General features: G+C 39.0%; 17 protein-coding genes. 4 read left to right on the forward strand and 13 right to left on the reverse strand.

Annotation, left to right across the window (positions count from 1 at the left end; translation table 11 throughout):
• Positions 1–12 precede the first annotated feature (12 nt).
• From OW255_RS15040 to ulaG, 5 genes are all read right to left on the reverse strand, one after another.
• Complete coding sequence (locus OW255_RS15040; RefSeq protein ID WP_268114520.1) at positions 13–774, reverse strand: DeoR/GlpR family DNA-binding transcription regulator; 762 nt, start codon at positions 772–774, stop codon at positions 13–15.
• Between the two features lie 96 nt (positions 775–870).
• A complete protein-coding gene (locus OW255_RS15045) occupies positions 871–1173 on the reverse strand; it encodes a PTS sugar transporter subunit IIB (protein ID WP_268114521.1) in 303 nt (100 codons plus the stop codon).
• Between the two features lie 11 nt (positions 1174–1184).
• Complete coding sequence (locus OW255_RS15050) at positions 1185–2669, reverse strand: PTS ascorbate transporter subunit IIC (protein ID WP_268114522.1); 1485 nt, start codon at positions 2667–2669, stop codon at positions 1185–1187.
• A gap of 17 nt (positions 2670–2686) precedes the next feature.
• Complete coding sequence (locus tag OW255_RS15055) at positions 2687–3142, reverse strand: PTS sugar transporter subunit IIA (RefSeq protein ID WP_268114523.1); 456 nt, start codon at positions 3140–3142, stop codon at positions 2687–2689.
• A 20-nt stretch (positions 3143–3162) separates the two neighbouring features.
• Positions 3163–4266: an L-ascorbate 6-phosphate lactonase gene (gene ulaG, locus OW255_RS15060; RefSeq protein ID WP_268114524.1), complete on the reverse strand. Its 1104-nt coding sequence runs from the start codon at positions 4264–4266 to the stop codon at positions 3163–3165.
• A 492-nt stretch (positions 4267–4758) separates the two neighbouring features.
• Between ulaG and OW255_RS15065 the strand changes: the two genes are divergently transcribed.
• Positions 4759–5613, forward strand: coding sequence for a DUF4238 domain-containing protein (locus OW255_RS15065; protein ID WP_268114525.1), 855 nt, complete (start codon positions 4759–4761; stop codon positions 5611–5613).
• 102 nt (positions 5614–5715) lie between these two features.
• Here the strand turns inward: OW255_RS15065 and OW255_RS15070 are convergent, their stop codons facing one another.
• Together OW255_RS15070 and OW255_RS15075 are read right to left on the reverse strand one after the other, a co-directional pair.
• Positions 5716–7602, reverse strand: coding sequence for a heavy metal translocating P-type ATPase (locus tag OW255_RS15070; protein ID WP_268114526.1), 1887 nt, complete (start codon positions 7600–7602; stop codon positions 5716–5718).
• A 117-nt stretch (positions 7603–7719) separates the two neighbouring features.
• Positions 7720–7938, reverse strand: coding sequence for a cation transporter (locus OW255_RS15075; RefSeq protein WP_268114527.1), 219 nt, complete (start codon positions 7936–7938; stop codon positions 7720–7722).
• A gap of 161 nt (positions 7939–8099) precedes the next feature.
• On the opposite strand from OW255_RS15075, the gene OW255_RS15080 reads away from it, so the two are divergent.
• The 3 genes from OW255_RS15080 to OW255_RS15090 all read left to right on the forward strand — a co-directional run bounded on the left by OW255_RS15080 (position 8100) and on the right by OW255_RS15090 (position 10866).
• Positions 8100–8465, forward strand: coding sequence for an ArsR/SmtB family transcription factor (locus tag OW255_RS15080; RefSeq protein ID WP_268114528.1), 366 nt, complete (start codon positions 8100–8102; stop codon positions 8463–8465).
• A 13-nt stretch (positions 8466–8478) separates the two neighbouring features.
• Positions 8479–9333, forward strand: coding sequence for a helix-turn-helix domain-containing protein (locus tag OW255_RS15085; RefSeq protein WP_268114529.1), 855 nt, complete (start codon positions 8479–8481; stop codon positions 9331–9333).
• A gap of 132 nt (positions 9334–9465) precedes the next feature.
• Positions 9466–10866, forward strand: coding sequence for a L,D-transpeptidase family protein (locus OW255_RS15090; RefSeq protein WP_268114530.1), 1401 nt, complete (start codon positions 9466–9468; stop codon positions 10864–10866).
• 72 nt (positions 10867–10938) lie between these two features.
• Here OW255_RS15090 and OW255_RS15095 read toward each other — a convergent pair whose 3' ends face one another.
• From OW255_RS15095 to OW255_RS15120, 6 genes are all read right to left on the reverse strand, one after another.
• Complete coding sequence (locus tag OW255_RS15095; protein WP_268114531.1) at positions 10939–12243, reverse strand: acyl-CoA thioesterase/bile acid-CoA:amino acid N-acyltransferase family protein; 1305 nt, start codon at positions 12241–12243, stop codon at positions 10939–10941.
• 17 nt (positions 12244–12260) lie between these two features.
• Positions 12261–12725 carry a MarR family winged helix-turn-helix transcriptional regulator gene (locus tag OW255_RS15100; protein WP_268114532.1) on the reverse strand — a complete coding sequence of 155 codons (465 nt, stop codon included), beginning with the start codon at positions 12723–12725 and terminating at the stop codon, positions 12261–12263.
• Between the two features lie 256 nt (positions 12726–12981).
• Positions 12982–14415, reverse strand: a complete 1434-nt coding sequence (locus tag OW255_RS15105) for a protein adenylyltransferase SelO (protein ID WP_268114533.1) — start codon at positions 14413–14415, stop codon at positions 12982–12984.
• Between the two features lie 317 nt (positions 14416–14732).
• A complete protein-coding gene (locus OW255_RS15110) occupies positions 14733–14861 on the reverse strand; it encodes a hypothetical protein (protein ID WP_268114534.1) in 129 nt (42 codons plus the stop codon).
• A gap of 263 nt (positions 14862–15124) precedes the next feature.
• Positions 15125–15526 (reverse strand): hypothetical protein, encoded by a 402-nt coding sequence (locus tag OW255_RS15115; RefSeq protein WP_268114535.1) that lies wholly within the window; start codon positions 15524–15526, stop codon positions 15125–15127.
• 404 nt (positions 15527–15930) lie between these two features.
• On the reverse strand, positions 15931–16065 hold the full coding sequence (locus OW255_RS15120) for a hypothetical protein (RefSeq protein WP_268114536.1): 135 nt from the start codon (positions 16063–16065) through the stop codon (positions 15931–15933).
• Positions 16066–16181: the final 116 nt, after the last annotated feature.

The raw sequence follows: 16181 nt of genomic DNA on the forward strand, positions 1-16181 counted from the left end.
ACAATGATTGGTTTATTTATCCTTCCGTGAGACCACGTACACAGTTACGCCTTTTTCCCGTATGAGGTCAAGGGCTTCTGTGGATGCTTTTTCATCGGTAATCAAATACTTTATCTTGTCGATGGGGCAGCTGACAAAGCTGCTGTTCTTCCCAATCTTCGTATGATCTGCCAGGACGTATACTTCCTGGGTTGCATGACTGACCATCATTTCATTGATGCTCACTTCATTAAACAGTTCGGTCGTCATCCCATTTTCAGCGCTGATACCAGAGCATCCGATAAATGCCTTTTTCGCATAAATCGTCTGCAGATTCCTAAGAGCAAAATCTCCTACCATAGCTTCTTTTGGATAGCGCAGTTCACCGCCTGTCAGCACCACATTCACTTCCTGAGAGTGATCACAGTGAATGGCTTTTCCATTATTGGTTATGACCGTAACATTGGAACAAGAGATATGCTCCAGTATTTTTAAAGCATTGCTGCTGGTATTGATAAACAGGGTGTCATTGTCTGTAACAAATCCTGCTGCAAACTCAGCAATCAGTTTCCGGTAAAGAGAAATCTCATCCATAGGGTTTTGGGACGCAACAGCCCCTCCGTGGGTGCGGACAAGAAGCTTTCTGTCTTCTAAATACTGTAAATCTCTTCGTATGGTTATCAGAGATACTTCTAATATATCCGCCAGTTCATCTACCCGCACCCTGGGATTCTTTTCCATCAATGCCAGGATGCGGTTCCTTCTATTATCTACACAAGCTCGATCCTTTTTCATATTCTTCCCTCTCAATTCACAAAGATAGGTTCATCATACACATTATATCCTTTCAAGGAGCTTGTGTCACTTGTTTTATGTTCGTTTTGATTGTAATTAAAGAATTCCGTTTTCCCTCATCTTATCTTCCATTTCCTGAGGGGACATAATGTTCCGAAGTCCAATCACCAGGGTTCCTTTGTCCTGTGCACCCTTAAACATACTTACAAAATTCTGGGCACAAAATACCACATCGTACTGGGCCGCAGCTGTCTTTCCTTCGGAAAGGGCACAGTGATGGACCTTGGAAGGCTTTAATCCAACCTTATCAAGAACCTTCTGCATTGTCATTTTCATCATCAGGCTGGAACCAGCTCCGTTGGCGCAGCAAACCATAAAACTCATATTTTGTTTTACCATAATCCTTCTCCTTACTCCTGTTTCATTCCTTTAAGTTCTTTATAGGCTTCGTAATTCTCTGTAATGAGGAAATAGCCCTTTTTATCCTTGCGGTACTGAATCTGAGGAATCACGATCAAAGCGGCAAATACAATGGCAACACCTGCATAGCTTAAGAACTTCATGACTCCTGTCATAACAGGCCATACCACAGCCCAATCCCACATGCCAAGATATCCGCCGTAAGCAGCCATTCCTACCCAGCCTGCGATTAAGGCTGAACCAAAAACCTGACAGATGCCGGAAAAGAATGGAAGAAGAAGAGCCGCTTTAATTCCTCCTTTTTCATTGGCAAATACAGCTATGGTAGCATTATCAAAAAATACGGGCACAAAACCGCATATAACAAGGACTGGACTCTTTAATACAATAAGAGTGAGGATTGCAAGCATCTGTCCCACAAATCCTGCAAGAAAGCCAAGAGGAACTGCATTGGCAGAACCAAAACCGAATACAACAGCACAGTCAACTCCTGGGAGTGAACCTGGAAGCAGCTTATCTGCAATTCCCTGGAAGGAGGCGGTCAGCTCTGTGACGAAGGTCCTGACACCAAGCTGTAAAATAGCCAGATAAACGGAGAAATATAAACAGGTTTGAATGACATAAAAGAACATACTGGCTCCTTCTTTCATGAACTTCTGCTCCACCAGATAATCCCTGCCAAGTACACAGAGGATGGTACCGAAGAACATCACCATAAGAATGGAGGTACAAACCATGTTTTCATTAAATATGGACATGAAACCTGGCAGCTCGATATCATCAATCTTTTTGATATCCTTACCATCTTTTCTCTTACCAAACAGTTTCTCTGCCAGCCAGGTGTTAAAGGCAATCCCGAACATCTGCTGATGAGCCAGACAAAAGCCTGCTCCATCGGTCAGCTCCTGACAGGGCTTAATGGTCAGATTCGAACCAACGGCCCAGTAGGCTCCGAGGATCAAGGCCATTACAATTAAAAGTGCCACATTGTTATGTAACAGGAACGGACAGGCAAAGAGAATCAGCCAGTAAGCAGTTGCAGCCTGCTGCACCTGTACGTGTCCGGTGGTGAATAAGGCTCTCATTTTTGTGATTTTACGAAATCTTACCAGCAGGATATTTACTATAAATGCAATGAGAAGAAGAATCATGGCATTGCCGAAGGTTTTTCCAAAAACCTCTTCCACTCCTGCAGTTACTGCATTCTGGCCAAAGTAAGGATCAATTACCATGGCATTCATGTTAAAACGGTCTTTCAATCCCACCAGCACAGGCCGGAAATTACTTACCAGACCGCCGGAACCAACGGTCAAAATTAAGTAACCCACAATTGCTTTTAATACTCCGGCAAGAACATCGTACCATGGTTTACCCAGCAGAATGTATCCGATCATAACGATCAATCCAATCATAAATGCCGGCTGCTGTAATACATTGACTGCAAAAAACGACCAAATCTTTAATAATACCTCCATAAGAACCCCTCCCATGATTAATCCAGATAATCTTCCTGAATCCTCAGTAAATCTTCCGGTGTCTGCGCCTGCATAAGCGCTTTCACCGCCCCTTCATTCATTAAAAGCTCCGACAGCTTTGTCATATTTTCCAGATGCTGCTCTGGATTGCAGGAAGCAAGGGTAAAAAACAGTTTTGCTTCCTTATCCTCTTCCCCTGGTGCAAAGCTTACTGCTTTATCCAGCTTCATAAATCCAATCGCAGTTTTGTGCACTCCCCTGGCACATTCCTGGGAATGAGGCATTGCAACATTTGGCATGATAATGATATATGGACCGTATTTCTTAATACAGCTGATAATATCTTCCTTGTAATTTGACTCTACGGTTCCATCCCTCTCTAATGTTTCACAGCTCATACGAACCGCTTCTTCCCAGTCAGCGGCCTCTCTGGCAAATTTATAATGTCCCTGTTTTACAAATTCTTTTAACATCTGACTCCTCCCCAAACGCTCTACAGACAGGAACGAAACGGTATATTCTGCGGAGCTTCAAAGCAATCTTCAAATCCTCTTGGGTGGTGATATGCTTTTTTCTCCCGATCCACAGGATAAACGTATTTCCCCCCCACTTCCCAGAAAAATGGGTGGAACTGATAATCAAGACGATCCTTTTTCATATCGTAGAGAACCCGGATCTCATTCACATCTGCCATGAAATTCGTCCAGACATCGTAATGAATGGGAATGACCACATCGCACCGTAATGCCTCTGCCATGCGAAGGATATCGCAGGAGGTCATCTTATCTGCCATTCCAACGGGATTTTCTCCGTAGGAGCCGAACGCTACATCTACCTTATGGTCCTTGCCGTGCTTTGCAAAATAAATGGAATAATGGGAATCTCCGCTGTGATAGATATTTCCTCCTGGTGTTTTAATCAGGAAGTTAACTGCCTTATCATCCATATCCACCGGGCATCCCCCTGTCAGTTCTTCTCTGTCCGGGCCAGTGGAATCTGTGGTTACGAGACATGTTCTGTCAAAGGAATCAAGTACAACGATTTCCATATCTTTGATCTTAATGGTATCTCCGGGACGAACAATCCTACATTGCTCTTTTGGAACTCCCCATTTAATCCAGGTTTCCACTGATTTTAGGGGTCCGATAAATGGGACTGGAACCTCCTTTCCGTATTCATCTGTTGTTGTCATCCCGCTCTGGATTACGTGAGCCGCATATTCTGCGCTCATGTGGTCCTGGTGATAATGGGTTGCCAGCACCGCATCTACCTGACGGATTGCAAATGGGTCAATGACAAATGGGACTGCCCGCAAGTTGGGCTGCATGTTTCTGGCTCCGCACATGTTTGCCATCTGATGACCTACTGCCATCTTTCCGTCTCCATGGGTGCGCTTTCCGTTTCCACACCATAAATCAATGGTCAGGTTACCGCCCCCGGGAGTCTTTAACCAGATTCCGGTACACCCCAGCCACCACATTGCCACAGTGCCGGGCTTTACTTCTTCCCTCTCAATCTCCTCATTTAACCAGGTTCCCCATTCTGGAAATGTGCTCATGATCCAAGATTCTCTGGTTGTTTCGCTTACTTTGCTCATACCTTCTTCTCCTTTGATCTTAATGTCTGTTTTTTATGTTCATTTTATTTCTTAAGGTCATATTATCATGGTTTATGATAGTTATCAATGTTTTTATATGTTCGTTTTGTCATTATATGTTCGTTAGTAAAATTTTGTAACATTATACAGATTTTTGGTGTTTTTTTGTGCACTTTTACAGATTGTCTTTTTATTAGAATCTTTGTTTTGGCGTTACTTATATTGATGGAATGGTAAAAAAACAGAAACCTGGAGGTCATGATATTATGACCAGCTAGGTTTCTGTTGCTATTCAAATATATTTCTTTTAACTTACATCACAACGAAAACATAAGTAAGATACTAAGTCTTGTATTATATTAAAGAGTAGATATTAAAGCAATCATATCTTTATTTTTATCTATTTTTGTATAGTGCCTTGAAACATGCCTACAATATAAAACATGATATTTGTTATTATTAATATGTAATAATTAGTAAGGAGCCATTAATATGTCTAAACCAAGAGGAAATCATACTGTGCCAAAGACATACCTAAAATATTTTACAGATTTCAACTTTAAGATAGGTGTGTATGATAAATATACAAACAAAAATTTTATAACCTCTACTCAAAATGTTTCAAAAAAAAGAGACTTTTATCATGATACCTTATTAGAAAATATAATTTATTGGGAAATCTTCTATAATCGAACAGTAGAAAATTTAATATCTCCTACATTTGATAAACTTGATATGCTAAGCAAAACTACTGATAATTTTAATAAAGTTTTAGATTCTGATTTAAGAGTGAAGTTATCATATATAATTAATGCCCAATTAGCGCGTAGTTATAAGTCATGGGATACTTGGCTAAAAATTGCGTCGGATATATGCAATCAAAATCTGCCATCACATATAATTTCAACCCAAGCGAACCTGATAAAATTAGGCAAGACAAAAGCTGAAGCAAATAACATTATTAACAAATCATATTTACTAAAGACTTTAAATTCTAATGAGTTTGTACTATCAAACATGGAAACATTGCTAAAAATGACTTGGATTGTATTTAGAATTAGTGATACATCCAAAACCTTTTGTACAAGTGATAATCCAGTTGCCTTTTACCATATCGATTCTAAATCAAGTAACTTAATTGATTATGGGCCTCTTTATAATGGTTGTATTATTAAGTTTCCTATTAATTTTAAGCTATGCTTAATACTCATACCTTCAGACCATTTGGATACCAAAGAATTCATAGATTATAAGGACTGTATTATTAACGCCTCATCAGATTTAATAGATCTATGCAATCAAGCTCAAAATGAGCAATGTTATCGCCAAGTCTATTATAGACCTTAATAAAACTAATTTCATAGTATAACTTAATCCGTTTTGAAAATTTCTATCATCTATCTTTAGAAAATATGGGAGCAGATTTACATCTGCCCCCATAATCATTGTTTATAAGTTGTGAACACGAAGTGCACGAATCGCATTTAAGACTGCAATAATCATAACTCCTACGTCTGCAAAGATTGCAAACCACATATTTGCGATACCGATTGCTCCAAGGCCAAGGCAGGCAAATTTGATTACCAAAGCAAGTGTAATATTCTGGTATACGATACGAATACATTTGCGGGATATTTTAATTGCTTTTGCTATCTTCATCGGATCATCATCCATTAAAACTACGTCTGCCGCTTCAATTGCTGCATCCGATCCCATGGCTCCCATGGCGATACCAATATCTGCACGAGTCAGTACCGGTGCATCGTTGATTCCATCTCCAACGAAAGCAAGTTTTTCGCTATCCTGTTTTAGATTTAGCAATTCTTCTACTTTTGTTACTTTGTCTGCCGGAAGAAGGTCGCTGTAAACTTCGTCAATTCCAAGGGAAGCTGCTACCTGGTCTGCTACTGACTTTGCATCGCCTGTCAACATAACAGTCTTTTCAACTCCAGCATGTTTCAGTTCCCTGACTGCCTCTTTGGAATGAAGCTTTATAATATCAGAGATAACAATGTGACCTGCATAGGTTCCATTGATTGCCATGTGAATAATGGTACCTACGGAATGGCAATCCTGATATGGAATGTTTAATTTCTTCATCAGTTTACTATTTCCTGCTGCAACTGTTTCCCCATCAACCTTAGCAACAATTCCATGGCCGCTGATCTCTTCAATATCTGTTACACGATTACGGTCGATTTCTTTTCCATATGCTTTCTGTAAGCTTTTACTAATGGGGTGGGAGGAGGCACATTCAGCCAGAGCTGCGTATTCCAACAATTTTTCATTTTCAATCTCATTGTGATGCACACCACTTACTTCAAATACACCTTGTGTCAATGTACCTGTTTTGTCAAATACCACGTATTTTGCACGAGATAATGTTTCAAGGTAATTGGAACCTTTGATTAAAACACCTTCCTTGCTTGCTCCACCGATTCCGGCAAAGAAGCTAAGGGGAATACTGATTACAAGTGCACATGGACAGCTGATTACAAGAAATGTCAGAGCCCGGTAAACCCAAACATCCCACTGAGCTGGTACATTTAAAAATATCATCTGAACAAGGGGAGGCAGAATCGCCAGCGCTAATGCACTGTAACAAACAGCCGGGGTATAAATCTTGGCAAATTTTGAAATGAAATCTTCTGATTTGGATTTCCGTGAGCTGGAATTCTCCACAAGCTCCAGAATCTTGGAAACGGTAGATTCCCCAAACTCTTTTGTAGTCTGGACCTTTAATACGCCAGTCATATTGATACAGCCACTTATGATTTCATCGCCTTCTCTTGCATCTCTTGGCATGCTTTCTCCTGTCAATGCACTGGTATTTAAGGTTGATGTGCCTTCCTTTATAATACCATCAAGTGGCACCTTCTCGCCTGGCTGCACCACGATAATGCTTCCGATTTCGACTTCATCAGGGTCAACCTTTTGAAGTTTCCCGTCTCGTTCCAGATTTGCATAATCTGGCCTGATATCCATGAGAGCACTAATATTCTTTCTGCTCTTTCCAACCGCGTAGCTCTGGAACAGCTCTCCAATCTGGTAGAACAGCATAACGGCTATGCCTTCTACATAGTCACCGCTCTGTTCATAGATTGCTAGGATAAATGCTCCTAAGGTTGCCACAGACATCAAGAAGTTTTCATCAAATATCTGTCTGTTTAAAATGCCTTTTCCTGCTTTTTTCAATATATCGTATCCAATAATCAGATAAGTGGCAAAGTATAATACGAACTCTGCGATTCCTGTTACCGGAATAAAATGCAATACAATAAGCATCACTGCTGAAATAATGATTCTAGCCAGCATTTTCTTCTGCTTTTTATTCATGATACGTCCCTCCCTTTATGATGATTTATTATATGCTTATTCGTTCATATGTTTGAATGAAAGGTCACACCCCTTCCGCCTTCAGGCTTCCGGGGCGCATGTGTAACGGTATGCTGATTATAATTCTATTTCACAATCAGGTTCTACCTTCTTGCAGGCCTTCAAAACATCCTGCATCACAGCTTTTGGCTCCTGGCCATCTTTGAATTCAACAATCATCTTCTGAGTCATGAAGTTTACAGTTGCTGCTTCAACGCCTGAAGTCTTTCTTGCTGCATCCTCCATAAGGTTTGCACAGTTTGCACAGTCTACTTCGATTTTATATATCTTTTTCATAATGTTGATTCCTTTCTGCTGACGGATTGTACGATTAAGTACTTGTTTAATCTTTATGCGTGTAGTATAATTCAATAAAAATTATAAGTCAATGCTATCGACCCATACCCTACCAGAAGGGCGAAAAGCATTTCTAAATGGAATAAAAGGAGTGATGTTTTATGAATCATATAGAACTTCCACATAATCACGGGGAAGAGAAAAAGCTAGATCAATTAAAGGTACAATTATCAGAAGTGGATCAATATCAGACGGTCTCAGACGTATTTAAGCAGCTAGGGGATACCACTCGGATCCGTATCTTCTGGTTATTATGTCATTGTGAGGAATGCGTCATTAACATTGCTGCTATGATGGAAATGTCAAGCCCTGCCATATCCCATCATTTAAGGCCTCTGAAAAACAGCGGGCTGATTGTGAGCCGCAGGGTGGGCAAAGAGGTTTACTATCGGGCTGCGGAGACTGCACAGAGTAAATTATTGCATGAGATGATAGAAAAGGTAATGGAAATCATCTGTCCTAAGTAAGGAGTTGGATTCTATGGAAAAGCATGTGTTGTATCCTGGGATAGAATTGTTATTTTTTGATGTAAAAGGAGAAACTCTGCCCTATCATCATGAAGCACTTGATACTATTATGGAGATTAATTATTGTAAGTCTGGCCGGATTGGTTGGAGTATAGGGAATGGGAACAATGTTTATCTTGGTCCTGGGGATTTTTCCCTTCATACGATGAAGACTTGTGCTGCTTGTAATATTACTCTGCCCAATGGTTCTTATGAGGGGCTGACTATATTGGTGGATTTAAAACGATTGGATCAAAACCCGTCAGAACTTTTGTCCGGTACTGGTATTACAGGGGAATTTCTGTATGGGAAGTTTTGTGATAGAGGATATAGTTTGTCACTTTCCGGGAATGAGGAAACGGAATGCATCTTTCGGCCTTTTTTTGAGGAAGTGTCGGAGTTAAAAACGGTTTACTGGAAAATAAAGACCGTGGAATTACTGCTATTTTTGAGTAAGCTTGAGATTAAGGAGAAGGAGCAGATATCAGAGTATCAATCGGAGCAGATTGATATTATCAGGAAAATTCATGAGCAAATGGTTCATAATATGAATCAGCGATTTACAATCGAGTATCTTTCCAAGGAATATTTGATGAATCCTACTACTTTGAAACAGGTCTTTAAGGCTGTTTATGGGACTTCTATTGCGGCACATGTGAAAGGGCATCGTATGGAGGAAGCGGCGAGGTTGTTGGTGACTACGGATGATAGTATCGCTGAAATTGCGGATCAGGTTGGTTATACGAGCCAGAGTAAGTTTACTACGGCTTTTAAGGAGTATTTTGGGGAGTTACCTACGGAGTATCGGAAACGTAATTGTGGGCATTAACATAAGGCCACGCGGATATTGATGCTCAAAACTGAAAGCCGGCTTCTTTTGTAAGTGATTAGTATTAATTGCAATTTACTGAACATAAAATGATATGATCCCAGTGCATTGTGCAGGTGAGTGTAAGCTGTTATGAATTATGAAAATATGAGCGCTTGTGAAAAGCGGGAGGCCATAGAACTCCTGGGAATCATAGTTGCAGCTGTGTTGTTAGTGTATTTACTCATCTCCTTTTACTTCACCAGTCATTTCTTTTTTTCCACCACAATAAACGGAGCCGATGTATCTTTAAAAAACGAACGACAGGCGGATCAAAGTATAAGAAGATACACGGAAAATTATAGGCTCCTTCTGATGGAACGAGAAGGTAAAACGGATGAAATTACCGGACTGGAAGCTGGACTGGAATACAAGAATAAAACATATGTAAAAGAGGCGCTTCATGAGCAGAAAGCACTTCGATGGATCGGATCATTATTTAAAAAACAAAAATTTCTTTCGGAGAATTTATTTTCCTATAATGAGAACAAGCTGAATGTAACGTTCAATCAGTTAAACTGCTTTACACAGGCGAAAATACAACCTGAAAATGTGTCGTATCAGTTTATGGACGGACATTATCAAATGGTAAAGGAAATTTACGGAAATTTGGTTGAAAAAGAAAAACTGAAAGCTACTGTAGCAGACAGCCTTTTAAAAGGAGAAACAAAACTTGACCTGGAAGCAAACTCCTGTTACGTAAATCCCGTATATACCATGAAATCTTCCAAAGCCTTTAAAACCCTCAGGTATTTAAATAAATGCGCATCTACTCATGTCACCTATCTTTTTGGCAGTAACAGAGAAGTGGTTGATGGGAATTTGATTCAATACTGGATTACAGTAGATGAAAATCTGGATATTATGCTGGATAAGGATAAAGTCAGGGCCTATGTGAAGGCTATGGGGAAGAAATACGATACCGTAGGCGTAAAAAGAAGTTTTAAAACCTCCCTCGGAACAATGGTAGAAATTGAGGGGGGAATCTATGGCTGGAAGATTGATCAGGAAGCTGAAACATCGGCGCTGGCGGATCATATCAACTCAGGACGGACTCTTATAAAAGAACCTGCATATGTTCAAAGAGCAGTATCAAGAAATGGTAATGAAATCGGAGAAACATATGTGGAAATAAATATAACCAGACAGCATATGTGGTTCTACAAAGATGGCAGACTCATTGCCCAAGGCCCTGTGGTTACCGGAAATCCAAACAGGGGTAATGCCACAGTGACCGGAGCTTACATGCTAAATTATAAACAGGAAGGTGTATCGCTAACTGGACCTGGCTATGAAGCCGGTGTCCAATACTGGATGCCTTTTTACGGAAATATCGGAATTCACGACGCGAAATGGAGGCATGCTTTTGGGGGAGAGATTTATAAAAGGAATGGATCTCATGGCTGTGTGAATTCCCCCTATTATCTTGCTAAAGCAATATACGAATATATAGAATCCGGTATCCCAATTATTTGTTATGAGGAGAAAAAATGAGTAAATAAAATCACTATTATTTCTACAACGAGGCAGTTCACACCAGTTCGGAAAGTAATAAAGGAGATTAAATTAAATTTTACTCCACATATCCAAAAAATCTGTAGTTTCCTTCCAACTATTCAAACATGCATTTTGCCACTCTTTCACGTTTCCATTGCATTTTTTTAGGCTGGAGATAGATTGATAGGGTAAAGTAAGCATATGACCTGATTTTTCATAAGTGCAGTGCTTGTAATCATATCTAAATTTTTTTTCATGTAGTCTTTTAACAGCTGTTTCGCAATGAAGAAAGGAGGGCCATATCGAATCTTCCGCAGAAGAAAGGAATAAAATAGGTCCACTTATTTTTTCTACCTCTAGATTTGCTTTGTCTGTTCTTGCACTTGTTATTATCTTCTGATACATCCAACGGACAAGCTCCTTTTGGCCTAAGACTTTTTTGATTACCATTTTAATCATAACAGGGCAGGAGAATTTCAGGAAGGGCAGATCCTGTCCGCCATAAGTCCAGGACGAGTGGCGAGAAGGTATCATGCCTTTTAATCCTTCGTAAACATAACAGCTAGGTGTGTTGGCAATTACGCAAGATAGTTCATCAAAAATAGAGGCTGCTGCCAGAGCATATTCTCCTCCTTTGGAACGTCCATATATTCCAATGTGATTTTCATCAACACTATCCTGTAGTTTCAACCATTGTATAGAGTTTTCTATAATTTCAAGTGGTATTTGATTTAAGTCTGTTGAAATCCCCTTCATTCCAAAATAGCAGACTGCCAATGCAGAATATCCTCGTTGTGCCAGAATCTCAGCTATAGCCTGTGCCTTTTCTATCCTGCCTTCGCTTCCGCTTACGACAATCACAGTTGGTCTTTTTTTCACTTTCCGTGAGGTGAAATAGCGTGCAACATAGCTTTTCTGAACTAATGCTCTGCTTTCTATTGTTTCATCACAAAACCGCCTGATACATTCTTTAGATGCTAATACCTTCCCCTGTGATTCTACTGTGAAGCAAATATGATAGCTTCTGTTTTCACTGACGTCTGAAAGCGTTTTTAATGGCTTACTTTTATTAAGATGTTTCATTCTCATGGAATAGAAAAGCCCCATTCCATCACAAGCCTGATACGTCCCATCCACTGGAGAGTCCTTCTCTAATGAGATATTACCATTATGGTCTGCTGTAAAAATACCATAAGATTCCCATAGTGAGTTTTGTCCCTGCTCTGAAATTCCTGCATTTATACAATAATAATCACTTGTCACAGCTCGTATAACAATTTCTTGATTACTTTGCAATCCACTGATTGTTATATCAACCGCTTCGTCTATGAATGACCTTGTGGGATTTATTTCTATAAGGCATTCTTTGTCCATTATATAACCTTCTTTCATTAATAAAGAGGAACTCTTTCTTCATATCCCACCCAGTTGCTATCACCAAAAGCCGCGAATTTCTTAAGTAAATTCCATAACATCTGCAGTTCACTTTCATCAAGGTCTTTATACATCTCACTTAGATATGCATTACCTCTTTTGTAGTAATCCTGTATAAAGGATTTACGATTCTCTGAGATCTGAATCTGTACTGCACGTTGGTCTGTAACACTTTTCTCGATTGTTACAAAGCCCTTTCTTTCAAGGGCTGCTACAAGCTTTTTTGCATTTTGTTTTGAATAACCCATCATGCTGGCAATTTGATTGTAATTAGCTTTGTTTTTTGGTAAATGCATGATAGTTAAGAGCGCCATCCATTGTTTGACTGTAATGAAATCATCTAATTTGTCTCCTTCTGACTGAGCTTTATTAGATAAATAGAATATTGTTGATAGAATTTGTTGTAAGTAATATTGCTTCATAACTTTTTTCTCCCCATAATATAGACAACTAGTTGTCTATATTATGGGCTTTTGAATTAGTTTTGTCAATAATTTTTATAAATATGCGTTAACATTTTAAGGAGTTACTATTTGTTTATGGTTCCAGCATAGAAAACAGGTTCTATACTGAAAGTTGGTGTTTGCTTAAAAAGCACACTTCTAACTTTCAGTATAAAACCTTATAAGTTACGTATATGTTTATTACCAGTGATTTACATTTGGTCTAATTATCCACTCAAGTCCCGCAAAATGTTTTATAATGACAAAACTCAGGTGCAGGCAACGTTGAAAACTCTTCTTGTTCAGGTGTATATCTATAAGGATTTTTCAAGGCATCGAGAAGCTTGTGCATTTTGCTTAAATCCCCCTCATTAGCAGCAGCCAGTGCCTCTTCAACCCTATGGTTTCTTGGAATAATAGCAGGGTTATGACTTTTCATAAGCTCTTTGCTTTCATCCTTTGAAATTGATTGTCGGCTAAGACGTGCTTGCCACCTGTCATGCCAATGATGATAATCAGGACTGGTAAACAAATTCTGACCATCGTTTTTATCAAATGTTAAAGACTGAAATGTCTTCGTATAATCCGCTTTGTGTTGTTGCATTAGTTGCAAAATGTCTTTGATCAAAGATAGATCTTCTACTTCGTTATTATACAGACCCAACTTGGCACGCATTCCAGATAGCCAATGTTCTTGATATAAGCTCTCAAATTTTGCAAGCTCTTCTTGTGCAATACTAACAGCCTTATTCTTATCATCATGTAAAAAGGGTAGCAAGGTTTCTGCAAAACGAGCTAAATTCCAAACTGCCATCTTTGGTTGATTTTCATAGGAATATCGGCCGTGAGTATCAATAGAACTAAATACAGTCGTTGGGTTATAAACATCCATAAATGCGCAAGGGCCATAATCAATGGTTTCACCGCTAATGGCCATATTATCTGTATTCATTACACCGTGAATAAATCCAACCAATTGCCATTTAGAAATTAGCGATGCCTGCCGCTTAATCACTTCTCTTAACAGTTGCAGATATTTGTTTTCTAATGTAGCGATGCTTGGAAAATGGCGTTTGATAGTATAATCGGCTAAGCAGCGAACATCCTCCGATGTTCCAAAACGTGAAGCATATTCAAAGGTTCCTACTCGAATATGGCTTGCTGCAACACGTGTTAAGACCGCTCCAGGCATATATTCTTCGCGCGTTATAGTTTCTCCCGTTGTTACGACCGCTAAGCTCCTTGTTGTGGGAATACCTAATTCATGCATTGCTTCACTAATGATATATTCCCGAAGCATGGGGCCTAAAGCGGCTCGTCCGTCACCTCCCCTGGAGTATGGGGTTCTTCCAGAGCCTTTTAGTTGAATATCAAAACGTTCCCCTGAATCTGTTATTTGTTCACCAAGCAGAATAGCACGTCCGTCTCCTAACATGGTAAAATACCCAAACTGATGCCCGGCATATGCTTGTGCCAAAGGTTCGGCACCTTTTGGAATTTCATTTCCTGCAAAGACATCCAATTGCAGAGGTACTCCCAAAGAAGACGCCAATAAACGATTAAAAATGATAAGCTTTGGGGCACGCACAGTGGTTGGGGATTGATGCGTGTAGAAAATCTTCGGCAACTTAGTATAGCTGTTATTAAAATTCCATTTTCCCTGTTCCATTTTTTCATCCTCCTTAAGAAACTGAATATAAAACTCTCTTAGTATCTACCTATTTCATTTTTTTATGTTTCAAATGCAGGGTTAGCTTATCCATTTAGCCAAGCTTTAAGAAGAATAGATTTTACTGAGTTTTATTGTTATGAATATTAAGCATCTATATATGCATCAGATATTAATAGGTGCTCTCATTTTATAGCGTACAAAGAAGGTTGTACAGACCCAACCCTTACAATATGCTAAGATAGGTGTCATTTGGGTACCACTTTCTATATAAAAAGTTCGGGAACCCCTATAAATACTAGGGATTCCCGAATCTGTTAGTTTTTCAAACTCACAGCATCTAATTTGTCTTTGTCATTAGCTGAAGGATAATATCTTTTATATCCCCTAGGCGCTTCATTTCTTAATTCATCAAGTACATTAACTAAAATATTATATTTGCTCATTATTGTTCCCCCAAATAATTTTTGCTTATTCTATTACCTTTTATTTATAGTAACATAAACGTAAGAAGAATTGAATAATATCTTAATTTTTTATACTATATTTTAAGAATATTACTAAAATAAATAATTTTAAACAATTATAAATTAACATACACCGCAACAATTTCAAATCTGGTTCTTTTGTATAATAAAAGAGACGGGGTTGGCCGCCTCTAGGCACTATGTGACTATCTTTAATAAGTGACGATATTTACATTAACTATCTAATTGTCATGTATAAAAAACAAGAATATACATATTACAAATGCTATACCTAAGCATAAAGCGATTATCTTGTTATAATATGTATAACAAATGAAACCTGACCAAATTGCAATAAGTATTCTTATAACTCCATCAATTTTGTCTCCCGCATCTTCCGCATGAATAATAATGTTTATCCACTTCATTGCGCAACCTAATATTAATAAAGTCGTTACAATCAATAAGAAAATCCCACTCAATGCTGCCACACCGTATTCATTAGGATTGCGAAAAAAGTTTAAAACTGAATAATCACTATTAAGCATTATTAAATTTTTACTATGCACCATTAAAAGCATAATTGATAAAATACTGATTCCGTAATAAATAACTCTGTTTTTCAATGACGTCAATACAAACATAATTATCTCCTTTTTATTTCCATTATATACCAAAACTTACAAAAAGAAAACACCCATCGGCCAAAAATCGACAGGCGTTTTCAAAAAAGGAGATCAGAATAAATGGAAATTGGGAATTATTTATAATATGGCTACTTAATCACTGCTTTCTATCCGATTTGAAAAGCCATGAAGAAAACAGGCTTGTAAGGCCATTCAGGATGAGCTTAACCGGTATGAAACGGTGCAGGCCCAGGTGGAAGAAATCCATAAGAATGTAGCCTATACAGAGATCGGCAGAGAACAGGCTGTTAAGCAGCTTCTTGATGGATTCGCCCCTACAGTTCAAGCTGCTGCGAAGTACCACCGCACATTGCATGTGCATGCGCATGTGCGGGACACATGCGTGCGTACGTCTTCGCATCTTACGGTATCATTTTACCCTTCTTCTGGTCGAACCATTCTACTTTTCCGGTAAACATTCTTTCCTCTCCTTCCTCTCTGAATTCTGCAAACAAAAAAAGACGCAGGAACAACGAACCATCATTTTGATGAATCACTATTCCCACGCCTTATTATGGCTTCCAGGCTAACACCTGGGGTACTCGTCAATATTTTGTTTACTTATAGATATTATACCAGAAGGGGAGGGGGTATGCAAGCGAAAATCCTTATT

Source organism: Lacrimispora xylanolytica, from assembly GCF_026723765.1.
Lineage (GTDB): Bacteria > Bacillota > Clostridia > Lachnospirales > Lachnospiraceae > Lacrimispora > Lacrimispora xylanolytica.